At 65.8% G+C, this 16498-nt stretch carries 14 protein-coding genes and 3 pseudogenes; 9 read left to right on the top strand and 8 right to left on the bottom strand.

Annotated features, from left to right (window positions below):
- Positions 1-34: 34 nt before the first annotated feature.
- Positions 35-1048 (top strand): TOBE domain-containing protein, encoded by a 1014-nt coding sequence (locus tag H537_RS47540; protein WP_064736109.1) that lies wholly within the window; start codon positions 35-37, stop codon positions 1046-1048.
- Positions 1049-1312: 264 nt separating this feature from the next.
- Here H537_RS47540 and H537_RS53905 read toward each other — a convergent pair whose 3' ends face one another.
- Positions 1313-1450, bottom strand: a complete 138-nt coding sequence (locus tag H537_RS53905; RefSeq protein ID WP_156902159.1) for a hypothetical protein — start codon at positions 1448-1450, stop codon at positions 1313-1315.
- A 334-nt stretch (positions 1451-1784) separates the two neighbouring features.
- Between H537_RS53905 and H537_RS53900 the strand changes: the two genes are divergently transcribed.
- Entirely contained in the window at positions 1785-2186 is a 402-nt protein-coding gene (locus tag H537_RS53900) for a hypothetical protein (RefSeq protein WP_156902158.1), read from the top strand.
- Between the two features lie 196 nt (positions 2187-2382).
- On the opposite strand, the pseudogene H537_RS47535 reads toward H537_RS53900, so the two are convergent.
- Positions 2383-2803 (bottom strand): annotated as a pseudogene (locus H537_RS47535) (sulfite exporter TauE/SafE family protein); the annotation flags it as partial.
- Here H537_RS47535 and H537_RS47530 point away from each other — a divergent pair.
- A pseudogene (locus tag H537_RS47530) lies at positions 2775-3110 on the top strand (cyclase family protein); the annotation flags it as partial. The pseudogenes H537_RS47535 and H537_RS47530 sit on opposite strands and share 29 nt — an antisense overlap.
- Positions 3111-3919: 809 nt before the next feature.
- Here the strand turns inward: H537_RS47530 and H537_RS0135745 are convergent.
- The 3 genes from H537_RS0135745 to trfA form a co-directional block, all read right to left on the bottom strand.
- Positions 3920-4141 (bottom strand): hypothetical protein, encoded by a 222-nt coding sequence (locus H537_RS0135745; RefSeq protein WP_156902157.1) that lies wholly within the window; start codon positions 4139-4141, stop codon positions 3920-3922.
- An 824-nt stretch (positions 4142-4965) separates the two neighbouring features.
- Positions 4966-5208 (bottom strand): glutaredoxin family protein, encoded by a 243-nt coding sequence (locus H537_RS0135735; protein WP_029001706.1) that lies wholly within the window; start codon positions 5206-5208, stop codon positions 4966-4968.
- Between the two features lie 697 nt (positions 5209-5905).
- Positions 5906-6877, bottom strand: coding sequence for a plasmid replication initiator TrfA (trfA, locus tag H537_RS0135730; protein WP_156902156.1), 972 nt, complete (start codon positions 6875-6877; stop codon positions 5906-5908).
- Positions 6878-8061: 1184 nt separating this feature from the next.
- On the opposite strand from trfA, the gene H537_RS0135725 reads away from it, so the two are divergent.
- Entirely contained in the window at positions 8062-8769 is a 708-nt protein-coding gene (locus tag H537_RS0135725) for a DUF433 domain-containing protein (protein WP_029001704.1), read from the top strand.
- A complete protein-coding gene (locus tag H537_RS0135720) occupies positions 8766-9179 on the top strand; it encodes a PIN-like domain-containing protein (RefSeq protein WP_238446933.1) in 414 nt (137 codons plus the stop codon). The genes H537_RS0135725 and H537_RS0135720 overlap by 4 nt, the downstream gene beginning before the upstream one ends.
- A 16-nt stretch (positions 9180-9195) precedes the next feature.
- Here the strand turns inward: H537_RS0135720 and H537_RS53895 are convergent, their stop codons facing one another.
- The 3 genes from H537_RS53895 to H537_RS0135710 form a co-directional block, all read right to left on the bottom strand.
- Entirely contained in the window at positions 9196-9504 is a 309-nt protein-coding gene (locus H537_RS53895) for a hypothetical protein (protein WP_156902155.1), read from the bottom strand.
- A 6-nt stretch (positions 9505-9510) separates the two neighbouring features.
- Positions 9511-9936 (bottom strand): phage integrase family protein, encoded by a 426-nt coding sequence (locus H537_RS47520; protein WP_051244376.1) that lies wholly within the window; start codon positions 9934-9936, stop codon positions 9511-9513.
- A gap of 168 nt (positions 9937-10104) precedes the next feature.
- Positions 10105-11187, bottom strand: coding sequence for a substrate-binding domain-containing protein (locus H537_RS0135710; protein WP_029001702.1), 1083 nt, complete (start codon positions 11185-11187; stop codon positions 10105-10107).
- Between the two features lie 179 nt (positions 11188-11366).
- Between H537_RS0135710 and H537_RS0135705 the strand changes: the two genes are divergently transcribed.
- The 4 genes and pseudogenes from H537_RS0135705 to H537_RS54745 all read left to right on the top strand — a co-directional run.
- Positions 11367-11855, top strand: coding sequence for a formate dehydrogenase subunit gamma (locus H537_RS0135705; protein ID WP_029001701.1), 489 nt, complete (start codon positions 11367-11369; stop codon positions 11853-11855).
- On the top strand, positions 11852-13411 hold the full coding sequence (locus H537_RS0135700) for a formate dehydrogenase beta subunit (protein ID WP_029001700.1): 1560 nt from the start codon (positions 11852-11854) through the stop codon (positions 13409-13411). The genes H537_RS0135705 and H537_RS0135700 overlap by 4 nt, the downstream gene beginning before the upstream one ends.
- Positions 13412-13422: 11 nt before the next feature.
- Positions 13423-16317, top strand: a complete 2895-nt coding sequence (gene fdhF, locus H537_RS0135695) for a formate dehydrogenase subunit alpha (RefSeq protein WP_029001699.1) — start codon at positions 13423-13425, stop codon at positions 16315-16317.
- Positions 16314-16498 (top strand): annotated as a pseudogene (locus H537_RS54745) (formate dehydrogenase accessory sulfurtransferase FdhD); the annotation flags it as partial. The gene fdhF and the pseudogene H537_RS54745, both read left to right, overlap by 4 nt.

Here is a 16498-nt window from a genome sequence, read left to right as displayed (position 1 = left end):
CAGAATGCCGATCCCGTGCCACGAAAACTCGCTCATGTCCGATACCAGCCTGCTGACCGGCGAGCTCAAGCTTGCCGGGCGGCTCGACGCCCGCTTTTTCGCACTCCTTGAAGCCATTGAAGCCACCGGCTCGCTCAACCGTGCCGCCGCGACGGCCGGCTACAGCTACCGGGGCGCCTGGCTCGTGCTGGAGGCAGCCGCCAACCTGGTCACGCAGCCGCTGCTGGAGCGCAGCGTCGGCGGTGCCCATGGTGGCGGCTCACGCCTGACCCCCACCGCATATGCCTTGCTGGATGCATGGCACCACTTGCAAGCCACGCAGCGGGAATACCTGCGCATACAGGAGGCGTGGCTGCTGCAGCGGCCGCAACTTTTGGGCGTGCTCAAGCGCCTGTCGATCAAGGCCACGGCGCGCAATCAGTTTGCCGGGACGATCAGCGCCGTGGAGCCCGGGCCGGTGACGTCGCTGGTCACCGTCGCACTGGCCGGCGGCCAGGAGATCGTGGCCACTCTCACCAGCACCGCGGTGCGACGCCTGCAGGCCAGGCCGGGAGCCGACGCCATCGCCATGGTCAGCTCGTCGTCCGTGGCGTTGGTGACCGACTTCGAGGGCTACAGGATGTCCGCGCGCAACCAGCTTGCCGGCACCGTGTCGCGCATCGGCAAAGGCGACGTGGCGAGCCTGGTGCACCTGACGCTGCCTGGCGGTGCGGTCATCACCAGTTCGGTGGTCAACGAAGAAGCCGAGGGACTTGATCTCCTCGTCGGACAGCCAACCACCGCAGTGTTCAAGGCCTACGCCGTGACCGTTGCCATGACAAGGCACAGTCCGGCTTCGTTCACACAAGGAAAGTCGTCACCCGTACGCAGCGCCGCTTCCCTGGGAAGCCGCTCGGGCCGCGGCAGGAAGCCGGCTTGCCTTCGACATCAAAGCCGTAACTCTGTGGTCGATTTCAACGAAAGTCGTATCGCAATGGGCTGCTCTGGCGAGGCACGGCGGTGCCTCTGTCGGGTGCCCGTCCCCTGGAGCCGTGTGCAGTGCGAGTGATGAACACAACTTTGGTTGGAATTTAGGAACGCCTTTACTTGTTTGAGCGACCATAACTGGTCACAACCCCGCCCACTTTGTACTGCTATAGCGATAACTCCTCGACGATCACGATAGTTGCATTGATGAATAAAACTGGCAGACGTATAATTGGTCCACCTCGGTGACAAGAGGTTGGCTTGATAAGGCAAGACGCCGGACAGGTTGATGACGCATCTTTCTTGACATGATGGTATTGGCCTAATATTGCGCTGCGAGCGCCCCCTAGTACTCGATGGCCCAGTGAGTCAGCGGTGCCTTCCGTATCAGGAAATCGAACCAGCTGCCCGCATCAGCCTCGGTATAGGGATGCGGGAAGAAATGCGCGAGGTTGCGCCAGACATTGCGGCTGTCGGCCAGCATCACCAGGGCTGGACTTGTCAGCGCGACGCCAATCGCGGATCAAGCTCGGGTCAGCGGCAAGGTACATGGTCGGCTCTCTATGTTCAGACGGCGTTGAGGCTGGATGGCGAACGGGCTTTGTGGTCTGCCACGGCACGTGCGTAGGCGCGCTGCAGCCCTTGCAACAGCGCCGGAGTTCAGCAGTTCACCATCTCGCTGGGCGCTCTCCCTTGGATACGGGAGGCCCTATTCGAAGAGTGATGCCACACAGAAGGCTGAATCTAGTAAGGTGAGCAAACACCAACTTTGGACCTTTGCCGGGCATCGCAGTCACCACGGGACCGGCCACCTTTTCATGAAAGCAGCCGACATCAAGGAGCCGGGTTTGTACTGGCTTGTCTCCAAGGGCGACGCCGGCGGAACTCTTGCTCGCGTCAACGATGTGCTGGGCTTCCTGTGCCTTGGGCGCCTTGGAGTCTGTGCAGAAGAGCGCCTTGAGGGAGTGGGCCCTGACCATCTCAAGGACTGCGATTTCGTTGGCCCGTTCCCGCCGCCCGGGGAAGGACCGAAGTTCCACGGCTTCAAGGCTGCGTTGGAGGCGCTGTGCCAAGCCTATGGCGTGACGTTGAGCGTCAGCGGCCATGGCGGACTGCAGGTTTGGGATGCTGGGGCGTTTACGCGTGAGCCGGTGCATTGCGCCGACTTGAGCGACTGCACAAGCCACGACAGGCAGGCGCCATGGAAATCCGACGCATGAGGTCCGGCGACCGTAGTTGAACCAGTCCAGTGGCCGATCCACCCAGCGTGGTGGGCCTCACACCGCACAAGGAAGACACCAACGTGAAGGCCGCTGAGATTACCCAGCTCAGTTTCTACTGGTGCAACCGCGAGCGATCCACTTGCTCTGCGTCGTTGGCGGACAACACGACTGCGCTTCAGGCGCTATGCCAAGCCTACGGCGTGAGGTTGAGCCCGACGATGTACGAGGCACGTTCAAGCAGCGGGGGCACGGACGAGGCCAGCAGCGCTGCGTTACAGGCCGTCAGCAGCCCCAGCACGATCTGCCGAAAGCGCATCTCCGTGATGCCGATGTAGACCCTGGCCCCCAGCAGTGTGGGCATCAGCATGGCGGGCGCCACGATGGCAAAGAAGGAAAGCATCTCGCGAGTCACGACGCCCGAGCCGACGTAGGTGGCCATCGTCACTGCCAGCATCGAGAGGTTGAAGTTCTGGATGACAGCGCGTTGGGCGTCCTTTTCGAAGCCGCGCAGGGTGCACCACAGCGAGGGGCAGCGCGTCCGTGAAGCCGCCGATGCCGTTCATCACGCCGCCGGCCTGGCCGGCGGCTGCATCTGCCAGGCGCCCGCCGCGCGTGCCGGTGCGCCCCTGCCGCCGCAGTGCAACGGACCGCTGGGATGACCGCTTCACGGCCTATGCCGCGGCGACCATCGAGCGGTTGGCCGCATTGGGCGTCACGCTCATTGGCATCGACACGGCCAGCATCGACCCCGGTGACAGCAAGCAGCTCCCCAGCCACCAGGCAACGCGCCGGTTGAATATGCGTGTCCTGGAGAACCTGGTGCTTGACGACGTTCCCGAGGGCGACTACGAGCTCATCGCCCTGCCCTTGAAGCTGACCCAGGCTGATGCCTCGCCGGTGCGCGCGCTGGCCACACCTTGAAGAACATCGCCAGGAGTGCCTCCATGTGCCCCCATTCCCATCCTGAAACCCGCCCCGACGCCGCCCCGGCTTCGACCCCTGCCGCCATCGTCACCGAGGAGCCCGCATCGAGCCGGACACCGAGGGCCGCCCCACGGGCTCGACACAGGCCCCGTCGCCACTGGTGCGCATGGGCGGTTGAGGTTGCGGTTCGTGCAACTCCGGGCAAATCCACGCTGCACAGTGTCCATGGCACTGCCCCGGCGCTCTCATGCTGTGGCTGCCCGCATAAGGGGAACATTGGAGGCAACGCTTGGGCTTGTAGGTCTCCAGGGCGCACCGCCGGCCTTCCCGGGCTGGAGGTGCGCCCTGCGCCGTCTGGCGGCCTGGACCTGGCCGGCGTTGCGGCTCGAACTCCCGGCCGTCATCGTGGGCAGCATGTCACGAAGTCGGCCGGCGCAGCGCTTGGCCCTTGCGCTCCCTGCCTCGCTCGTGACCCAGAATGCAGCTGCGGTGACGAAGGTTGCCGCGCGCTTCTGCAGCTTTATCGGCCCCGAGTCCGTAGACCGGGGCCCTTTTTTCGTTGCCAAGCCCCAGCGGGGCCATCAGGTCTGATGCCGCTTGTCGTCAGTGTCCGACTCGTGCTCCCAGAAGGGGCAGCCGTTCTCGGGCTGCCCCACCACGGGCGACAAACGCAGGTACTGGCAGAAGCAGTTGGTGTCCTTGTCAGGCGGCGGTCCGCCGTAGTGGGGGCACTGCCAACACGGGTACGCCTCGGCCTGGGCGGCGAAGTGGTAGCTGGACTGCTGGCCATGAAGCGGCAGCCGCTGCTACGTCCAGCGCCGTACCGCTTTTGCCTGCTCCAACGTCAACGTCTTGCGCAGCAGACGCAACCTGCTTTCGAGGTCGGCAAGCACGGCTTCTACCTCGGTCGTGTCTTTGTGCAAGGAGATCAACTCGCCGAGCCGGATTGCCTGCGCCGTCACCTGCACCTCAGCGTCGATGAGGTGGAGCCATGCCTGCTCCAGCGGCGTCCTTGCGAGAGGGTCCATGCGCGCCTCCAATGCTCGTTGCCTTGGGCGTTGCACAAGCATGCACCTGCGGTCCCGTAAACAAGCTCAGGAAGTGGTGTCTGCTGCGAGGGATTCCCCGGTGGTGCCGTGACGAGCCTGGGTAGCTTTTGGGATTGTCCAGGGGAGCAGCAGACCTCACCGTTGCCCCAGTCCCCGCATGGAACAAGCGGACGAACTGCGTGTAGAGCTTGACGTGCTGGAATTCCGTATGGTGCTGCTGAAATGGACGGTTGAGGACCAGTGCGAAAAAAGGGATAGCTGAAGCTGTGCTGACCGAGCGCGTAGCCACAGCATGCTTAGCCCGGCTAAAGTTGGTGAACGAGAGGCTGGCCGACATGCGTTGCCGTCCAGCGTAGCCATCAGCATTTGCCGCCGGGAGCCAGGCGACAGGTGTCACAGTCCGGCAGTGGATCTCGCCGCGCGATACGTACCAAAATCCAGCGCCACAGCAGCGTCAGGACCCGTGCCGGACGATCTACCTCGCCATTGGTTCGCGCGCCTGGGGGCTTCTGGCGCGTCCTAGACCCATCCGCACGGCCTGTGCGGTCGCGCTCATCGCCGCCATCGAGGCAGGAGCCGGAACAGCAGCGTGCGCGGCAAGAGATCCATCGGCGGCCCGTACTACAGCGAGTCGGTGGTGCCGCTGCGCTGGTCACCGGCCCGTAGCATGCATGCGATCTCCGGCCAGGGGTGAATTCGCTGGTTGCCGTGTCGTCAGCCACGGGCGTCGAGTGCGGGCCGCCGCTCTCCTGGATGCTCAGCAGCTGAACGCGGTCTCGCGCCCGCTGTCCTGGTGCGCGGTCTCAAAGTTCGATGCGCTTCAATGCCGTCTGCAGACCCACGACGCCGCCGACGTGCTGCTCGTTGATGAAGACTTGGGGCATCTGCTGTACGCGCAGGTCAAAGCGCTTGAGGAACGCCGTGCGCTGGCCCGCGTCATCGAGCTGGATGAGTTCGAACGGCAGGCCTTTGTTGCGCAGCATTTTCTTCGCGGTATCGCATTGGGGGCAGGCGCTTTGACTGTAGACGACGATCTTGAGAGTCATGAAGAAGCTGGAGACGGGAAGGGACCAGTATCCGGAAATTCACAGCGACGAGTAGCACAACATACCTGAAGCCAACTACCGCACCCCAACCACCCTTCTTTCTCACAATCCCTACTCCTCACCTTCCACCCCCTCCCACAGGAAAACCGCTCACGGGAAATCAACTGGACAAAACAGCAGGCTTGGGCCTGCCTTGCCCTGACTTCCCTCAAAACCACGGCGCGCGCAGGAATAACGCAGCTAAGCCTTGGCTGGCCTCAAAGGGATAAAGGCTTGGCAGAAAGCTGACTTAGCTTCGCACCTTCAACGGAGCAGCCGTCACCAGCCACTTCAGCACCGGCTCCACGGCTTCCCCTTACCTCACACGGCCAGCCGCGCCGCACCAAGCACCGCTAATGCCCGGAGAACTGCCAACGCAGAGGGTTCAGCGCATCAAGGAGGTTGCTTCTCCCCTCGTTCGACAGCGCAGCCAGAACAGGGACGTGGCTGAAAGTGCAGCGCTTGAATCCGGTATGTTGCATACTCAAAGCTTGGACAAGCGTGCTGCATGCTTCCTACGAACACCGCAGGTCAGCGAACGACAAATGAGGCACCCGTGAAACGCCGCAGCAGACTCCACAAGGCCGCAATCCGAGCCCGGTGCTCACCCGAGCCGTCGCTGCTCCTGGACAACCGCAGGTGAGCGAACGACAGCCAATCAGCGCACACGCCTGACCACCAGGTGGTCGCTGGGCCGCTCGATGCCGGAGCCGGGTACCAAGAAGCCGATATCCACCAGCGCCGTCACGGCGTCCTTGAGCGCGGCGCGAAACGTTCGCAAGGCCGAGGCCTTTGAGCCACACAGCCGGTAGAGCGTTTCAACCTTGATCGGATGGGGCTCACGGTGCGAGCTGTAGAAGGTGTGCAGCCACTTGGCCAGGGGCCCCAGCTGACGCCGAGTTTCCCAATCAAGCAGCGTCATGTCCGGCCGGAAGACCGAAACCAGCTCGCGGTCGATCAGCGCCCACCATTTCTGACCGCGGGTTTCCTTGCCGCGCCAGCTCTTGACCTTGAGCAGCATCGCGCCGCCCGTGTCTTCTTGACCACCGTCGTAGATGATGGCGATGTGGCCGCGGTTGAGCCGCTTCATCGTATCGCGTAGGCGCTGGTAGCTGGCCTCGCCCAACCCCCAGCCCAGCAACGTGAGCATGGTGGACGCGGTGAACTCCACTTGGTGGACCAGGTCCGAACCCTGCGCCATGTCTACGACCTGCAGCCACAGATCAAGGTCATCCTGACGCAGTTCCTCTCCGCTGTAGTAGAGCTCGAAACCAGCCGTGCTGACGATGGGCTCGCTGCCATCTAGCTTTGCCCTCGGCTCACGCTGGCCAGCACAGGTAAACAGGGCACTGCGCGCAAACTCGTTGGGCACCGCGCGCCTGCTGCTGGGCCACAGCGGCATCTGCTTGGGCTCAGGAGCCGACTTCAACAGCGGGCGCTTCACGCGCGCCTCGAGGAGTTGCTGCAGCCTTGTGGCAGCGTCGGTGCTGAGGTTGCTGGAGGTCTTGGACTTCATGGCGACGGGAAGATACCAGCAGCCTTCACTTGTGGATATCTGTCGTTCGCTCACCTGCAGTTTGTCCACATGCTGTCGTTCGCTCACCTGCAGCCGTCGTTCGTTCACCTGCACGTTGTCGTTCGCTCACCTGCAGCTTCTATTGGTATTAACCGTTTTTTTAACCAAGCGCAGGGATGCAGGTCAGCGAACGACAAGTGCGGCACGCGAAGTCCAAATACAGGCTGTCCAGAAATGAGCACCAAGCCCACGCCTGTGCCTGTCGGAAACGCGTCACGCATGTCCCGACACCAGAACGGCCAGAGCAATCGGTGTCTCCGATCCGTACCTCACTCAATGACATGCGCTGTCATGAGCAGTTCAGCGTCTTGAGCCAACCCTGTGCGGAGAAGGAACCGCCACGCGATGGCCACGGCGATCTGTCGATGCTGCCTGCGTGCCAGTAATCCACCAGTCTTTCGTGGTCCCAAACCGTCGAGGTCAGCCGCTGCCTATGGCTGCAGGCTTGGGGTAAGCGCCGCCACAGGCGCTGCAAACCCTGGTGATCTCACAAGCGCCGCCTTCTAAACCTGTCGACCTTGCACAAAAACAGCCACCTTGCTTGCGTTCAGCATCCTGGCGTCGGACTGCTGGGTCGGCCGTCCACGAGAATGCAGCGGCGGCCGGCCCAGCCGTGAGTCAGCTTGGCCGGGAGACGACGCGTATCACGCAGGTGCGCGCAAACGAGCCTCGGCTACAGCACAGTTGCAGGTCAAACGGCGAATATCCAAAAGACCGGCACTCGGCGTGTCTGTCGCAGCACGCGGCAAACGGATGCATTTACGCCTGACCGCAGCAGCAGCATCAAGCCAAGCCACGGCGTGCCCCATCCCGGTAAGGCACGATAAGGGCAGGTACGCAACAACACACGAAGTCCCGCCCGGCTGGATCAAGCCAGTCGCCAAGCTCACCCGTGAATCCTTGAGCGCCCGCCTGGCCGAGCTGCTCGCCAAGTTGACTGAGCCTGAAGCCGGGTGGCATGGAGATAAGGAACCAGGGCCAGTGAGAGCAGCCAGCTTTGATGGGCTTGTCCCGGGTGTGCCAACAACAAGGCCAAGCCATTGAACCTGGTGCACCGATCACCGGTTGCCGCACACAAAATCTTTAGTGTTCACGCGGGCTTACGTGATTCCGCCAGAGCGAACTTTTATAGGACGTGGCGTGAGGTTTGCTAGACTGGAGAGGCCACACGGGGTGGTTGACTGAAAGCAGGAGGCAGCTCGCGAGCAGCCTTGTCAAAGGGGTGCAAGGTGAGTCGAGTGAACCAAGCAGGAATCGGCGTGTACACGCTGGGCGCAGCAGCGCGACTGATCCAAGCAGACCGCCGGTCCATCAGTCGGTGGCTGTACGGCTACGACTATGCCCGCCAGCAGCAAGACGGTACGCGCCGTCAGTACCATTCCAGCCCGCTATGGACTCCACAACATGCCGCGTCAGGCCTGGGTGACAAGGTCCTCGGCTTTCAAGATCTGCTGGAGTTGCGGATCGTCAACGAATTCGTCCAGCATGGGGTTCCCTTGCTGGTCGTCCGCCGGTGCCTCGAGTACGCGCGCGACGCCTTTGGCTTGGACGAGTACCCCTTGACAAGCCGGCGCTTTTGCACGGACGGCCGCACGATTTTTCAAGAGGTGCTCAAAGAGGGGGAAGAGGCTGAGGTTCTGGATCTGCGCACGCGCCAGTACGTTATCCGGGAAATCATCAAGCCTTCGCTCTATGCAGGTATCGAGTACGTCGGTGACGTGGCCCGTCGTTGGTACCCGGAAGGGCGTGATCGCAGAACAATCGTCGTTGACCCGGACCAGCAGTTCGGCAAACCGATCATCGAGGAGGCAGGTGTGCCAACCGAAACTTTGTATGCTGCCTACATCGCGGAGGGCCGCAGCAAGGCAGCCGTTGCTCACATCTACGAGGTCACGCCCAGACAGGTGGATGCTGCCGTACGCTTTGAAGAACGGCTTGCCGCTTGAGTCTGCGCTTCCTCTTCGACAACAACCTGCCCCCTGCCCTGGCACGCGCGCTCAAGGAGCTCTCCCGCAGGGAGGCCGGCCACGTGCAGGACGTGATTGCCCTTCGAGATCGCTTCCCTCAAAACACGCCTGATACGGTATGGCTGGAAGAACTCGGCAGAGAAGGCGGCTGGAGCATCGTTTCCGGGGACCAGTTCAACAAGAGTGACGCCGAGAAGGAGCTCATCCGCAAGGCTGGCTTCAACGTCTTTGTGCTGCACCGGAGCTGGGCCAAGTACCCGTACTGGCCCAAGGCCGCCAATATGGTGGCGTGGTGGCCACGGATCATCGAGCAGGCTTCGTTGGCAAGTCGCTCGGCCTTCCGCGTTCCATGGAAAACGGCGGATCGGTTCGAGCAGATCAAGGTGTGATGGGCGTTGCTCAACGTCAGGGTGCTGACTCGTCGCCATAGTCATCGAACAAGGCATGCGATCCGAAACGGTCATGCTTGTACTTCGTTGGAAATGGTCTCCCCATCGATAGCAGGCTGAGACCCAGGTGCAGGATCATGTGGATCTCCGGTACCACGCGCAATGACGCCTTGCAGGATGGGGCGTGCAGGGACAGCGATGTGGTGGACACCGACGCGTGGCGCAGGTTGTCGCGGACGGTAGTGAGAGGTCGGCGCCGGTTTTCAGCGTATGGCAGGCATGAATGCGCCTCAGCCGGCGCCGGATTGACGTTGGCGAGCACCATGGCCGCTCACAGCCGCCTGGCGATGTTGCCCGTCTCTCCATCGAGGTTCCCCGGCAGTGGCGTGCGCGGATCCCATTCCGCTAGGCTCACGGGCATTCGGCGCTGCGCCAGGTAAGTCTCCAGCGCCCGAGCCCGCTCGGTGAGGCCTGCGTGCGCGGCGAAGAAGCCTTCGACCTGCTGAGCCATGGCTTTGCTCAGGCCGGCGATGCCGCGCCACCAGCGCTTTCTGCGGGGCTCCCGCAGCGTCATCTCGGCCAGGGTCCGGATGCCGGCCTTGCGCAGGACTGCCACCACGCGCGGCGGCAGCCGACGGCCCACGTCGTTGCCGATGAGCGGGCACGGGATGGGCGCCAAGCGCAGCGCCTCGAAGGCCTGCGCTAGGGCCTGAGCCGCAGCGGCACCTTTGCGCGCTGGGCCCGTGAAATGCTCCACCAGATCAGCATGCTGCCGGTGTGCCACTCGAGGACGGGCCTGGCAGCGCCGCGGCGTCAGGCTGGCAGTTTCAGCACGTGGCTCAGCTCGGTGGACGAGTGAGTCGCGCGTTTACGGTGTCCAGTTTTCTCCTGTGGCGCCGCTGGCGATACAAGAAGGACTATTTGATCAGCGCTGTCCGCTGACAGCGGGGAAGACATCTTCGAGCTTGAATACATGGCCAGCGATCGTGCCGTCATACCCCGGCAACGAGCTCAACACTTGCTGGAACACAGGGTCGCGAAGCGCGCTCAGCAGCAGCTTGATCACAGGTGACTCCATGACGCTGTTGCGGCACAGCAGGAAGTAGCGCTCGCTGGCCAGCGGCACGAAGTCCAGTCGGAACTGGCGCACCGGCGGCTCCAAGCCAAAGCCCACGTCGGCCATGCCGCTGGCCACGTAGGCTGCCACCGCCGCGTGCGTGTACTCGCCATGTTCGAAGCCTGTGATGTCCGCCGCCGCAATGCACTGGGCCTTGAGCAGGCCTTCGAGCAGCAGCCGCGTGCCCGCTCCCGCCTGGCGGTTGATGAAGCGCACGTCCTGGCGCCGCAGGTCGGCCAGGCTGAACACCTCCTTGGGATTGCCGGCGCGCACCATCAGCCCCTGGCGGCGGGTAGCGATGTCGATGATGGTCAGGTCCTCGCCGGCGAGCCATGGCGCGTAGTGCGCCAGCACCACGTCCTGCATCGCCCCGATGGGCAGGTGAAAGCCTGCCACGTCGCACTCCCCGTCGCGCACAGCTGCCGCTGCAGTGGAGCAGTTGCCGTAGGTCAGCTCCGAGCGCAGCCCGTCCTGGCGCAGCCGCTCGATCAGCCGCTCAATGGCAAAGCCATGGCTGGCATGCACGCGCAGCAACGTGGACGACTGGCGCAGCGCACGCCCCAGCTCTGCGGCCAACTCCGAGGCCAGTGAGGCCAGTTGCGGCTTGAGCCGGGCATGGATGCGGTGGTCGGCCCAGACGATCTTCTCGCCCAGCTCCGTGAGCGTGGAGCCCTTGCCGCGCTCCATGTGCAGCAGCGGCGCGCCGAACTGCGCCTCGCCCTGGCGCACCAGGTCCCACGCATGCCGATAGGACAAGCCCAGCCGCTTGGCGGCCATGAGCAGGCTGCCCTGGGCGTGGACCTGCACCAGCAGCTCGATCAGCCGCATGGACAGCGCCGCACCGTCGGCATCCTGGATCGTCCACGCGGGACGTATTGCAATGTCTTTCATAAGGGTCCGTGCTTAGGAGGCGCAGCTCCGATGCATAGGGCGTCTCGCCTCATATTGCGAGCGTAGCGAAGAGCCGGGACCATGCGCCCCAAACAGCGGTACGGATGCGCTTTCAACCAGGGAGCCACGCACTGCAGCCTGCCGAAAAAAGGCAGGCGTTGACAGGCCATGGCGGGCTCATGAACACGACTCCATCCCCTGAAAAGAACGATGCGGCGCGCATCGACGCGCTGATCGAGGCGCACCGGCACCGGAGCGGCGCACTACTGCCGCTGCTGCACGCGGTGCAGGACGCGCTGGGCTGCATTCCGGCCGATGCCGTGCCGCGCATCGCCACCGCGCTGAACCTCTCGCGCGCCGAGGTGCATGGCGTCGTCAGCTACTACCACCACTTCCGCAGCGAGCCCGCCGGGCGTCACGTGGTGCAGGTCTGCCGCGCCGAGGCCTGCCAAGCCTGCGGCGCCGACGAGCTGCTGGCGCAGGCTGAGGCGTTGCTGGGCTGCAAGTCGCATTCGACGCGCGGCGATGGCGCCGTCACGCTGGAGCCGGTGTACTGCCTGGGGCTGTGCGCGTCCTCGCCGGCCGTGCAGATCGACGAAAAGCTCCACGCACGCGTCACGCCCGCCAAGCTGCAGCGCCTGGCGCAAGCCCTGGAGATCGCGCGATGAAGCCGGTGAAGCTCTACGTGCCGCGCGACTCCGCCGCGCTGGCCGCCGGCGCCGACGAGGTGGCCGCCGCGCTGTCGTCCGAATGCGCGCGCCGCGGCCAGGCCGTCAAGATCGTGCGCAACGGCTCGCGCGGCCTGTTCTGGCTGGAGCCGCTGGTGGAGGTGGAAACGCCCGCCGGCCGCGTGGCCTACGGCCCGGTCGGCGAGGAGGACGTGCCCGGCCTGCTCGATGCCGGGCTGCTCGAAGGCGGCGCGCATGCGCTGTGCCACGGGCTCACGGAGCGCATTCCCTACCTCGCGCGCCAGGAGCGCCTGACCTTCGCGCGCATGGGCGTGACCGACCCCGTGTCGCTGGAGGACTACGCCGCACACGGCGGCTGGGCCGGGCTGCGCCGGGCGCTGGACCTGGACGCCGCGGCCATCGTGCAGGCGGTGCTGGACTCCGGCCTGCGCGGCCGCGGCGGCGCGGCCTTCCCGGCGGGCATCAAGTGGCGCACCGTGCTGCAGGCCCAGGCCGCGCAGAAGTACGTGGTGTGCAACGCCGACGAGGGCGACTCGGGCACCTTCTCCGACCGCATGACGATGGAGGGCGACCCGTACATGCTCATCGAGGGCATGGCGATCGCCGCGCTGGCCGTGGGCGCGAGCCAGGGCTACATCTACATCCGCTCGGAGTACCCGCATGCGCTGGCGACGATGGACGAGGCCATCGCGCGCGCCACGGCGGCCGGTTTCCTGGGCGAGGACCTGCTGGGCAGCGGCCGGCGCTTCCACCTGGAGACGCGCAAGGCCGCCGGCGCCTACGTCTGCGGCGAGGAGACGGCGATGCTGGAGAGCATCGAGGGCAGGCGCGGCATCGTGCGCGCGAAGCCGCCGCTGCCCGCCGTTGAAGGCCTGTTCGGCCAGCCCACCGTCATCAACAACGTCATCACGCTCGCCAGCGTGCCGCTGATCCTGGCGCGCGGCGCGGCCTTCTACCGCGACTACGGCCTGGGCCGCTCGCGCGGCACGCTGCCCTTCCAGCTCGCCGGCAACGTCAAGCAGGGCGGGCTGGTGGAGAAGGCCTTCGGGCTCACCTTGCGCGAGCTGATCTTCGACTTCGGCGGCGGCACGCGCAGCGGGCTGCCGGTGAAGGCGGTGCAGGTGGGCGGGCCGCTGGGTGCCTACGTGCCGGAGTCGCAGTGGGACCTGCCGCTGGACTACGAGGCCTATGCCGCCGTCGGCGCGGTGGTGGGCCACGGCGGCATCGTGGTGCACGACGACACGGCCGACATGGCGCGCCTGGCGCGCTACGCGATGGAGTTCTGCGCGCTGGAGAGCTGCGGCAAGTGCACGCCCTGCCGCATCGGCAGCACGCGCGGCGTGGAGGTGATCGACCGCATCGCCACCGGCCGCAACCGGCCGCAGCAGATCCACCTGCTGCGCGAGCTGTGCGACACCATGCTGCACGGCAGCCTGTGCGCCATGGGCGGCATGACGCCCTACCCGGTGCTCTCCGCCTTGAACCACTACCCCGAGGACTTCGGCGCCGAGGCGCCGGGCCGGCAAGCCGCTTGAGGAGCCCGCGCATGTTGCACCACCACCATCCCGAGATCGATTACGGCACGCCGGCGCGCGAGTCCGCGGAATCGGTCCGACTCGTTATCGACGGGCGCGAAGTCAGCGTGCCCAAGGGCACCTCGCTGATGCGCGCCGCCGTGGACGCCGGCATCCAGGTGCCCAAGCTCTGCGCCACCGACAGCCTGGAGCCCTTCGGCTCGTGCCGGCTGTGCCTGGTGGAGGTCGAGGGCCGCAGGGGCTTCCCGGCCTCGTGCACCACGCCGGCCGAGGCCGGCATGGTCGTGCGCACCCAGACGCCGCGGCTGCAGGAGCTGCGCAAGGGCGTGATGGAGCTCTACATCAGCGACCACCCGCTGGACTGCCTGACCTGCAGCGCCAACGGCGACTGCGAGCTGCAGGACATGGCCGGCGTCACCGGCCTGCGCCACGTGCGCTACGGCACGCCGGGCCAGTGCGTGGACGGCGTGGCCGGCCAGCACCACGGCGGCGCGGCCAAGGACGAGTCCAACCCGTACTTCAGCTACGACCCGAGCAAGTGCATCGTCTGCAACCGCTGCGTGCGCGCCTGCGAGGAGACGCAAGGCACCTTCGCGCTGACCATCGCCGGCCGCGGCTTCGAGAGCCGCGTCTCGCCGGGGCAGAGCGAAGCCTTCATGGACAGCGACTGCGTGAGCTGCGGTGCCTGCGTGCAGGCCTGCCCCACCGCGACGCTGCAGGAGAAGAGCGTGATCGAGCTGGGCCAGGCCGAGCACAGCGTCATCACCACCTGCGCCTACTGCGGCGTGGGCTGCGGCTTCAAGGCGGAGATGAAGGGCAGCACCGTCGTCCGCATGGTCCCGTGGAAGGACGGCAAGGCCAACGAGGGCCACGCCTGCGTCAAGGGCCGCTTCGCCTGGGGCTATGCCACGCACAAGGACCGCATCACCAAGCCGATGATCCGCGCCCGCATCACGGACCCGTGGCGCGAGGTGAGCTGGGACGAGGCCATCAGCTACGCCGCCTCGGAGTTCAAGCGCATCCAGGCCCAGCACGGCCGCGAGTCGGTGGGCGGCATCACCTCCAGCCGCTGCACCAACGAGGAGGCCTACCTGGTGCAGAAGCTCATCCGCGCGGCCTTCGGCAACAACAACGTCGACACCTGCGCGCGCGTGTGCCACTCGCCCACCGGCTACGGCCTGGGGCAGACCTTCGGCACCTCGGCCGGCACGCAGACCTTCAAGTCGGTGCAGGACGCCGACGTGATCCTGGTTATCGGCGCCAACCCGTCCGACGCGCACCCGGTGTTCGCCTCGCGCATGAAGCGCCGGCTGCGCCAGGGCGCGCGGCTGATCGTGGCCGATCCGCGCCGGACGGACCTCGTCGGCTCGCCGCACGTCAAGGCCCAGCACCACTTGGCGCTGCGGCCCGGCACCAACGTGGCGCTGATCACGGCCCTGGCGCACGTGGTCGTGGCCGAGGGCCTGGTGAACGAGGCCTACGTGGCCGAGCGCTGCGACACCAAGAGCTTCAACGAGTGGCGCGCGTTCGTGGCGCAGGCGGCGCACTCGCCGGAGGCGACCGAGGGCATCACCGGCGTGCCGGCGGCCGAGGTGCGCGCCGCAGCGCGGCTGTACGCGTCGGGGCCCAACTCGGCCATCTACTACGGCCTGGGCGTGACCGAGCACGCGCAGGGCTCGACCATGGTGATCGGCATCGCCAACTTCGCCATGGCCTGCGGCATGGTGGGCCGCGAGGGCGTGGGCGTGAACCCGCTGCGCGGCCAGAACAACGTGCAGGGTTGCTGCGACATGGGCAGCTTCCCGCACGAGCTGCCGGGCTACCGGCACATCAGCGACACCACGGTGCGCACGCAGTTCGAGGCTGCCTGGGGCGTGGCGCTGGACCCGGAGCCGGGCCTGCGCATCCCGAACATGTTCGAGGCGGCCATCGGCGGCAGCTTCAAGGGCCTGTACTGCCAGGGCGAGGACATCGCGCAGTCCGACCCCAACACGCAGCACGTGTCGCAGGCGCTGGAAGCGATGGAATGCATCGTGGTGCAGGACATCTTCCTCAACGAGACGGCCAAGTTCGCGCACGTGCTGCTGCCGGGCAGCTCCTTCCTGGAGAAGGACGGCACCTTCACCAACGCCGAGCGCCGCATCTCGCGCGTGCGCCAGGTCATGCCGCCGCTGGCCGGGATGGCGGACTGGGAGGTGACGGTGAAGCTGGCCAACGCGCTGGGCTACCCGATGCACTACAGGCATCCCGAGCAGGTGATGCAGGAGATCGCGCTGCTCACGCCGTGTTTCCGCGGCGTGAGCTACGAGAAGATCGAGCGCCTGGGCAGCGTGCAGTGGCCCTGCAACGAGGGCACCGAGGAGGCCGGCACCGCCACCATGCACATCGAGGGCTTCGTGCGCGGCAAGGGCCGTTTCTTCAACACCCAGTACGTGCCCACGGACGAGAAGGTCACGCGCAAGTTCCCGCTGCTGCTGACCACGGGGCGCATCCTGTCGCAATACAACGTGGGCGCGCAGACGCGGCGCACGGCCAACAACCAGTGGCACGACGAGGACCGGCTGGACATCCATCCGCACGATGCGGAGGAGCGCGGCATCCGCGACGGCGACTGGGTGGGCATCAGCAGCCGCGCCGGGCAGACGGTGCAGCGCGCCCGCGTCACCGACCGCATGCAGCCGGGCGTGGTGTGGACCACCTTCCATTTCCCGGAGTCGGGCGCCAACGTCATCACCACCGACAGCTCCGACTGGGCCACCAACTGTCCGGAGTACAAGGTGACGGCGGTGCAGGTGACCAAGGTGATGCAGCCGTCCACCTGGCAAACGGAGTACGCGGAGTTCAACCGCGAGCAGCTGGCGTTGCTGGAGCAGGCGCGCACGGCGGAAACGGCGGCGGGCCGATGAAGCCGGTGGATGCGCCGCTGGTGCCCGCCGGCGTGCGCCAGGCCCGCGTGGTGGCCCACCGCGACGGCACCGTGCTGGCGCAGCCGGACTGGCTGGCCGAGGAGGTGCCGGTGGCGCTGGTGTTCAACGGCGTGTCGCATGCCGTGATGCTGGCCAGCCCGGCGGACCTGGAGGACTTCGC

The organism is Azohydromonas australica DSM 1124, from assembly GCF_000430725.1.
GTDB classification, from domain to species: Bacteria; Pseudomonadota; Gammaproteobacteria; order Burkholderiales; family Burkholderiaceae_C; genus Azohydromonas; species Azohydromonas australica.
This window is presented reverse-complemented; position numbering and strand designations above follow the sequence as displayed.

Excerpts from the sequence above, each read along its gene's own strand:
- H537_RS47540 (WP_064736109.1), top strand. The coding sequence starts at position 35 with ATGTCCGATACCAGCCTGCTGACCGGCGAGCTCAAGCTTGCCGGGCGG.
- H537_RS53905 (WP_156902159.1), bottom strand. The coding sequence starts at position 1,450 with ATGCTGGCCGACAGCCGCAATGTCTGGCGCAACCTCGCGCATTTCTTC.
- H537_RS53900 (WP_156902158.1), top strand. The coding sequence starts at position 1,785 with ATGAAAGCAGCCGACATCAAGGAGCCGGGTTTGTACTGGCTTGTCTCC.
- H537_RS0135745 (WP_156902157.1), bottom strand. The coding sequence starts at position 4,141 with ATGGACCCTCTCGCAAGGACGCCGCTGGAGCAGGCATGGCTCCACCTC.
- H537_RS0135735 (WP_029001706.1), bottom strand. The coding sequence starts at position 5,208 with ATGACTCTCAAGATCGTCGTCTACAGTCAAAGCGCCTGCCCCCAATGC.
- H537_RS53895 (WP_156902155.1), bottom strand. The coding sequence starts at position 9,504 with ATGGTGCTCGCCAACGTCAATCCGGCGCCGGCTGAGGCGCATTCATGC.
- H537_RS0135710 (WP_029001702.1), bottom strand. The coding sequence starts at position 11,187 with ATGAAAGACATTGCAATACGTCCCGCGTGGACGATCCAGGATGCCGAC.
- H537_RS0135705 (WP_029001701.1), top strand. The coding sequence starts at position 11,367 with ATGAACACGACTCCATCCCCTGAAAAGAACGATGCGGCGCGCATCGAC.
- H537_RS0135700 (WP_029001700.1), top strand. The coding sequence starts at position 11,852 with ATGAAGCCGGTGAAGCTCTACGTGCCGCGCGACTCCGCCGCGCTGGCC.
- fdhF (WP_029001699.1), top strand. The coding sequence starts at position 13,423 with ATGTTGCACCACCACCATCCCGAGATCGATTACGGCACGCCGGCGCGC.